Origin of the sequence: Geothrix fuzhouensis, from assembly GCF_024609325.1 — a bacterium.
GTDB classification, from domain to species: domain Bacteria; phylum Acidobacteriota; class Holophagae; order Holophagales; family Holophagaceae; genus Geothrix; species Geothrix fuzhouensis.
Window position 1 is genome coordinate 210,729 of sequence record NZ_JANHMQ010000004.1, and the last position, 7,731, is coordinate 218,459.

Annotated in this window: 6 protein-coding genes; 3 read left to right on the forward strand and 3 right to left on the reverse strand. The window is 62.1% G+C overall.

All coding sequences use genetic code 11. From position 1 onward, the window contains the following. Window positions 1-6 precede the first annotated feature (6 nt). The 3 genes from NOV74_RS14290 to NOV74_RS14300 are packed head-to-tail and all read left to right on the forward strand — an operon-like array spanning window position 7 to window position 2,821. Entirely contained in the window at window positions 7-963 is a 957-nt protein-coding gene (locus tag NOV74_RS14290; protein ID WP_257313845.1) for a 3-oxoacyl-ACP synthase III family protein, read from the forward strand. Window positions 964-1,004: 41 nt separating this feature from the next. Continuing rightward, the gene (locus NOV74_RS14295) at window positions 1,005-1,751 is read left to right on the forward strand and encodes an SDR family NAD(P)-dependent oxidoreductase (protein WP_257313847.1); all 747 of its coding nucleotides are present in this window, start codon (window positions 1,005-1,007) and stop codon (window positions 1,749-1,751) included. Further along, a complete protein-coding gene (locus NOV74_RS14300; RefSeq protein WP_257313849.1) occupies window positions 1,748-2,821 on the forward strand; it encodes a GNAT family N-acetyltransferase in 1,074 nt (357 codons plus the stop codon). Before NOV74_RS14295 ends, NOV74_RS14300 begins: the two co-directional genes overlap by 4 nt. 11 nt (window positions 2,822-2,832) lie before the next feature. Here the strand turns inward: NOV74_RS14300 and NOV74_RS14305 are convergent, their stop codons facing one another. The 3 genes from NOV74_RS14305 to pnp all read right to left on the reverse strand — a co-directional run bounded on the left by NOV74_RS14305 (window position 2,833) and on the right by pnp (window position 7,329). Continuing rightward, window positions 2,833-3,690 (reverse strand): polysaccharide deacetylase family protein, encoded by an 858-nt coding sequence (locus NOV74_RS14305; RefSeq protein ID WP_257313851.1) that lies wholly within the window; start codon window positions 3,688-3,690, stop codon window positions 2,833-2,835. 52 nt (window positions 3,691-3,742) lie between these two features. Continuing rightward, the gene (locus NOV74_RS14310; RefSeq protein WP_257313855.1) at window positions 3,743-4,864 is read right to left on the reverse strand and encodes a DUF1972 domain-containing protein; all 1,122 of its coding nucleotides are present in this window, start codon (window positions 4,862-4,864) and stop codon (window positions 3,743-3,745) included. A gap of 269 nt (window positions 4,865-5,133) precedes the next feature. Then, entirely contained in the window at window positions 5,134-7,329 is a 2,196-nt protein-coding gene (gene pnp, locus NOV74_RS14315; protein WP_257313859.1) for a polyribonucleotide nucleotidyltransferase, read from the reverse strand. Window positions 7,330-7,731: the final 402 nt, after the last annotated feature.

Here is a 7,731-nt window from a genome sequence, read left to right on the forward strand (position 1 = left end):
GCTCCCATGCACCAAGTGAATTCATGCATCCGGATCGCTGGGACGGGATCCTGCGTGCCTGATCGGGTCGTATCCAACGCCGAATTGGTGGCCAGGGCTGGGACGCAGGAATCCTGGGTGGTCGAGAACCTGGGCATCCGCGAGCGCAGGGTGATCGGGCCAGGCGAATTCTGCTCTGATCTTGGAACGAAGGCGGCCCGACGTGCGCTCGAGGCTGCTGGGCTTGGTCCCAATGATCTGGATGTGATCATCGTGGCCACGGCCACACCAGATCGGGGGTCCCCCTCCACGGCCTGCATCGTCCAGCATAAGCTCGGTGTGACGAACGGCTGCCCGGCCTTCGACCTGAACGCGGTGTGTTCGGGGTTCCTGTACGCCATGTCGGTGGGAAGCCAATTCATCCAGAGCGGGATCTACCGGAACGTCCTGGTGATCGGTGCGGACACCTTTTCCCGAATCACGAACTGGGACCGGCGGGACTGCGTCTTCTTCGGTGATGGGGCCGGTGCCGTCATCCTCCAGAGGACGGAAGTGGAGGATGGATTCTTCTGCTTCGAATTGTCGGCGGATGGCCGGGGGCAGGACAACTTCACGGTGTACCCAGGCCATCCGCACTTCACCATGAACGGCAGGGCTGTCTACGAGACGGCCACCACGGTTCTCCCCCAGACGATCCAAGGGCTGTTGGCCAAGCACGGTCTGTCGGTGGCGGACGTCTCGCACCTGATACCTCACCAACCTTCGGTTCGTGTGCTTCGGCGGACCGCGGAAGTACTCGGACTTCCCGCGGAGCGGGTCGCCATGAACATGGATCGCTATGCGAACACGGCTGGGGCCACCATTCCGATTCTGCTGGATGAGACCGTCAGGGGTGGTCGCATCCAGTCTGGGAATCTCGTCGTGTTCGCTGCGGTCGGTTCGGGATGGACCTGGGGCGCGGCCCTGTATCGATGGCAGGATTAACACATCCGGCCGTGTGGATCGGGATTGAATGGGAGCTTGAAATGTCGAACAGCTTGCCAGGGGCGGTGCTCATCACGGGGGCGAACGGCGGTCTGGGCGTTCGTCTGGTCGCAGGACTGCTGCGAGCCGGGATCACGAATCTTGCCTGCCACTACCGATCCTCGTCAGAGGCTGTCGCGGAGCTCCTTGCGAGCCATGGGCTGGATCCTGCGCAGCACTTGTTTCAGGCCGAGTTGACAGATGAAACTGCGGTTACGGCCATGGGCAAGGCTGTACTTGAGCGGGTCGGGCCCGTCTGGGGGCTGGTCAACATCGCGGGGGCCTCCTCCAACGCCATGTCCTGGAAGATGTCCAGGGAGGAGTTCACTCGGGTGTTGGAGTCGAACCTTGTGTCCACCTTTCTGACGACAAAGACATTCCTGCCGGGGATGCGCGACCAGGCTGGAGGCCGCATCATCAATGTCTCGAGCGTGATCGCCCATACCGGCATCGCCGGGGCGTCCCACTACTGTGCGGCGAAGGCGGGAATCGAAGGATTCACCCGGGCCGTCGCCCAAGAGGTGGCTTCCAAGAAGATTACCGCGAACTGCCTGGCGCTCGGCTATTTCGACCAGGGCATCATCGCCGATGTTCCAGCCGACATGCTGGAAGTCATCAAGAGCCGTGTTCCACTGAAACGACTGGGAAGCGCGGATGAGCTGGCGCCCCTGGTGGGCTACCTTCTCAGCCCAGATGCCGGATTTATGACCGGCCAGATCCTCCACCTGAATGGCGGTCTGTACTTATGAGCTTGTCGTTCTCACCATTCGATTGGCGAGAGAAGTTGCCTGCCCAACGGAAGTTGTTCTCTGAAAGCTTCCCCGAAAACGCCGGACTCCCCGTGGAGACCGAAGCCTACTACCACCGCAAATTCCGGTCCTACCCGGCGCAGATCCCATCCCAGGAGTACGTGGCCGAGGATGAAGCGGGATTCGTGGGTTATTACGCCGCGATCCCCTTTACCTACCGGATCGAAGGTGAACCCTTCCGGTGCGGCATGGTGTGCGATGTGATGACGTCCCCGAGGATGCAGGGGAAGGGGGTGTTCACCAAGCTGGGGGCCTACTCCCTGGCGCAGATCACGGAGGCGGGCTTCGATTTCGTGACGGGTTACCCCAGGCGGGCAGCCGTGATTCCTGGCCACTTGAAGGTAGGTTGGCAGATCGCCTTCCGGCTTCCGATGTACCTATTGCCGATCAAGGCTGATGGTGTGCTTGGTACCAAGGGTTTCGGATGGTTAGCGGGCCTGATCAATCCTTGTCTGTGGGCCATGCAGGGATTGCTCGGCCTGAGAGGTGCAGGGGGGTATGTCCATGAGATCTGGGACTGGAAGGCCTTCCTGGGGGCGCATGACTTTCCCGCATTTGTCGCAGATTGGGCTTCCACCCGGAAGGTGACGCTGGAAAAGACCCCGGAGTTTCTTCATTGGAGGCTTTCGATCCAGGAGGTTGACTACCGCGTGGTGACAGTGAAGAAGGGGAACGAGCTGGTGGGAATCTCCATCGTGAGGGCTTGCGATCCGGAGCAGGTGCCTTCTCTCGCGGTGCTGGACCTGATGCATCTCGGCGAAGATCGCCGGATTCTCTGGGCCATGCGGCGGGGGTGGCTGGAGCTTGCGGGGCGCTGGGGGCGCGAGGTTGTGGTGATGATGCTGAGCGAATATCACGCCGCCAAGATGGGGCTATGGCGCCTCGGCTTCCTCCGGACGCCGACCGTGTTCTCCTTCATCGTGAAACGGCTGAGTCCCAAGGCCCAGGCCAAGCTTCCAATCGGACCGGAGGCCTGGCATCTCATGTGGATTGATTCGGACGACCTGTGATGGCGGGGTATTTATAGCCGTACAAGTGGGGACTGATCCCAGTCGATCCGGGCGCTGGCCTCTCCCAGGGATTGGCCGCCGAATTCATGAAGGAACCGATCCAATTTCTGGTGGGCACCTTTGAGCCCCGCATAGGCTTTGAACTTGCGTAGGGCGGACAGCCCTTGGATCCTGGGTTGACCTTCATCGAAGTCCCTGGGATGGAAATAGGTCATGGCGTCCGGGTTGGCGCGGATCCATCGGGCAATCATGGCGTAGGGAAAGAAACGGAAATATCCGCCACCCGCGAAGGCGATGTCCAAAGGCCCCACCTGGGCCAGCGTCATGGGGAACTCGCGGAGCTGCATGCCATTGCGGCATTCGAGCTTGAAGGGGCCGGGCGGGAAGAGTCCGCCTGTTCCTCCGTGGGCATGCCGACCAGGGAAGACAGAACAATCCGTGGTGATGCCCAACTCGCCTAGGAGCTCGAAGGCCCATAGGGATTGGCTGGTCAGGCTGAAACCGGGCGCACGGTAGGCCGTCACGGGCAGGCCAATGCACCCGGAGATGGCATCAACGGCCCTTCGGGTCTCCATGCGGAATGCTTCAGGGGTCTGTTGGTGGATGAGGGTGTGAAGGCCTGAGTGGCATCCGATTTCATGCCCCTGGGATGCCACCGTTTTTAAAAGGGATGGGTATGTCTCTGCAACCCAGCCTAGGGTGAAGAATGTCGCTCGAATGCCATGGTTGGCAAGAAGCGCCAGCACCCGGTTCGTGTTCCGCTCGATCCTGGATTCCAAGGTGCCCCAGGCTTCGGGCCCAGGAATGGCATCGCATTCGAGAAGGTGGAACCAGTCCTCCAGGTCGATGGTGATGATGGGCGATCGCACCAGAGCACCAGTGGGGAGAGTAGGGGAGAACCCGCTGGAGGGTGATTGTGTTTCAGGCATTTGCGGTGCACTTCAGATCCTCGCGAAAAAGCGAGGCGTAGTCAGAGGCGATCTGGTCCCACGAGTAGTGCTCGTCCAGCCAGGCCTGGGCACGCTGACTCTGGTCGAGTGATTCGGCGGGCCCCTGCGCTTCGATCAGGGCGAGCTGGTCAGGGATGTCGGAAGGTGTTTTGAAGAATCTGAGCAGTGGACCGCCCACCTCACGGTTGAAGGGATTGTCGTGCGCCAGGATCGGTCGGCCAGCGGCAATGGCCTCCAGCAGAGACGGATTCGTTCCGCCCACGGAATGCCCATGGAACGCGATGAAGGCAAACCTGCGCAAGGCCGCCAACTTTTCCTTGTCGTACACACCGCCAAGAAAAATGATTCGATCGTCTGCGAGTGATCTGAGCGCATCCACATAGGGGCGCTTATCGAGATTGCCGATCACCACCAGTGGGCGTGGGCCACGCCTACCCATGTAACCCTCGACAATCTCCTTGATGTTGTTCTCCGGTTCCAATCGAGATACCAGGACGTCATAACCAAAGGGTGTGAGAGGGGGGGGCAGCAAATCCCGGCTTTTTTCGCTCAGGGGTAATGGGGCAACCCCATAGGCAAGGAAGCTCAGTTCGGCCCGGGATCGATACTCCGATGCATAGTAGGCGAGAATGGCCTTGGCATCGCAGATCAGGCGATTCGCCGTCTGACCGCACAGCCACTCGGAAACCTTGACGTAGGCTCGAACGGGAGCCGGCCATTTGCTTCGTTTCCATTCCAGGCCGCCGAGGTTGATCCAGACGCGGGCTCCGAAGATGCGGGGGAGAAAGGCGAGAAAACTGGCACCGTACCCACAGAGATAGACAATGTCGTGCTTACCTAGGCAAGCAAAGAGGCACCAGACATCGAACAGGATGTTTGCCAGACCTCCCCGTCCAGGTGACTTGATGTATCTAAGTCGGACCCCTTGGTGGATTGGAGGTTGGGGGATGCCCGATGATACGGGGCAGTAGACTGTGACTTCGAATCCCTGTTGCACCAATCTGGTGGATAACTCTTCTGCGAACGTTTCGTATCCCCCGTAGCGGGCCGGAATTCCCTGGGTTCCAAGGATGGCGATCTTGATCGGTTTCATGCGGCTCCTAGGAGTTGGTTCTCACTTCTGGCCTTGCATACAACTGCCTCTGCAAAGGCCCTTTAATCGAAGGCTCCGAGGTCTCTACGAGCCTGCTCAGGTGGGCGGTCGAAAGATCTGGGCGGTCCAATGACGAACACTTTCATCGCTGAAACCCCCCACCATCAAGGCTACCCGGGGACCTTGCTCGTGAGGCACTACTGAAAAAGGATGGGGCCCGTAGCGGGCCCCATCCTTCAAATGCTTGAGGTGTGCGAACCCTTGATCGGCTATGACCGCCGGGGCCTCGGCCGACGCTCGCGGCGGGGTTCTTCGCCGCCTTCGCTGGCTGGCTCTTCTTCCATGCCTTCGGGCTTGGGGATGAGGGCCTTGCGGCTGAGCTTGATCTTGCCGCTCTTCTCGTCGATGCCGATGCACTTGACCATGACTTCCTGGCCTTCGGTCAGCTCATCGGCTGGCTCCTTCACGCGGTGATGGGCGATCTCGCTGACGTGCAGCAGGCCGTCCAGGCCGGGGAGGATGGTCACGAACGCGCCGAACTCGACCACCTTGGCGACCTTACCCAGGTAGGTCTTGCCAACCTCAGCGGTCTGCGTGAGGTCGGCGATCATCTTCATCGCGATCTGCAGCTTTTCCTGGGTGGGGCCGGCGACCTGGCAGAGGCCGTCGTCGTCGATGTTCACCTCGCAGCCGCTCACCTCGATGATGTTGCGGATGGTGGCGCCGCCCTTGCCGATGACGTCGCGGATCTTCTCCTTGGGAAGCTGGACGCTCTGCATCTGGGGGGCGTTGCTGGCGAACTCGGCGCGGGGGGCGGCGAGCACCTTGCCCATCAGATCCAGCAGGTGCAGGCGGCCGGCCTTGGCCTGATCGAGGGCCTTGGTGAGGATCTCGGTGGTGATGCCGCCGATCTTGATGTCCATCTGCAGGGCGGTGATGCCCTTCTCGGTGCCGGCGACCTTGAAGTCCATGTCGCCGTAGTGGTCTTCCTGGCCGGCGATGTCGGACAGGACGACGTACTTGTCACCGTCGCTGACGAGGCCCATGGCCACGCCCGCCACCGGGGACTTGAGCTTGATGCCGGCGTCCATCAGGGCCAGCGTTCCGCCGCAGATGGTGGCCATGCTGGACGAGCCGTTGCTCTCGGTGATGTCCGACACCACGCGCACGGTGTAGGGGTTCTCTTCGGGGGTGGGGAACACGGCAAAGAGGCTGCGCTCGGCCAGCATGCCATGGCCGATCTCGCGACGGCCGGGCCCGCGGTTGGGCTTGCACTCGCCCACGCTGTAGCCGGGGAAGTTGTAGTGGAGGTAGAACTTCTTCTTGTACTCCTCCTCCAGCCCGTCGATGATCTGGGTGTTGTTGATGGTGCCCAGGGTGGTGGTAACCAGGGCCTGGGTCTCGCCGCGGGTGAAGAGGCAGCTGCCGTGAGCCGCGGGCAGGACGCCGATCTCGATGTTCAGGGGGCGGATCTGGTCGAACTTGCGGCCGTCCAGACGCACGCCCTGCTTGAGGATGGCGTTGCGGAAGAGGGTCTCCTTCAGCTCGTCGAAGCAGGCGCCAAGCTGTTTAGGAGTATAGGCATCCTTCTTCAGCTCGGGCTTGTCGGCGCAGAACTGGGCGACGGCTTCCTTCTTGAGGAGGTCGATGGCCTTGTAGCTCTCGATCTTCACCTTCATGGTCAGCGCCGCGAAGAGCTTTTCGGCGAAGGCGGCGGCCACTTCCTTGTAGAGGGCCTCGTTGCGCTCGGCCTTGGCGGCGGCGACCTTGGGCTTGCCCACCTTGGCCTGCAGATCCTTCTGCAGCTTCACGAGGGTCTTGATCTGCTCATGGCCGAAGGCGAGGGCCTTGACCATGTCGGCTTCGAGCACTTCCTTGGCGCCGCACTCCACCATCACCAGGGCGTCGGAAGTTCCGGCCACCAGCAGGTCGATGTCGCTGTCGGCGCGCTGCTCGACGGTGGGGTTCACCACCAGTTGGCCGTTGACGCGGCCCACGCGGACGCCGCCCACGGGGTTCACGAAGGGGATCTCGCTGATGATGAGGGCCGCGGAGGCGCCCACCATGGCGAGGGTCTCGGGGGCGTGCTGGCCGTCGTAGCTGAGCACCTGGGCGGTGATCATGGTGTCGCCGTTGTAGCCCTCTTCGAAGAGGGGCCGCAGGGGGCGGTCGATGAGCCGGCTGGTGAGGGTTTCCTTGGTGGTGGGGCGGCCCTCGCGCTTGAACCAGCCGCCGGGGATCTTGCCGGCCGCCAGCACGGGCTCGCGGTAGTCCACGGTGAGGGGGAAGAAGTCGATGCCTTCGCGGGGGGTGCCGTAGCACACGGCCACAAGCACCATGGTGTCGCCCTGGCGGACGACGACGGCGCCGTGGGCCTGCTTGGCGATACGGCCGGTCTCAAGGCTGATGGGCGCGTCGCCCAGGTCCACCGAGACGGTCGTGGGGTTGAATTTCAATGCGTTCATGCAAGCTCCTGGGCCCTCGGGCCCACTGGGCTCCCCTGAGACCGGCTCTCGCGTCCGGATCTCCCGCGATCGCTCCATGAAACCCGTCCGCCGAATCCTGAGCCAGGAGGGGGAGGTGGGCTTCCTGCAGAGGTCGCCGCCGAAGGGGAGCAGGTGAAAATCGGCTTGGCCAGGATACCACGGGCCGGGCCTGGCCGTTTCTGGGGCTTCAGCCTGGCAGGCCTGGGCTTAGCCGATGATCGGGGCGATGGGGCGGTGCTGGCGAACCAGGGGTTTGGCTGGTTCTCAGCGAAAGGCATTTTTGCCGCTGATTACAGTGATGATGGTGATTGGGCCTCGGATGCTTCCCGCATGGGCCCGCCGGAGGCGGCTTCCGGCGGTGCCGGAAGTCATGGGGGGTGG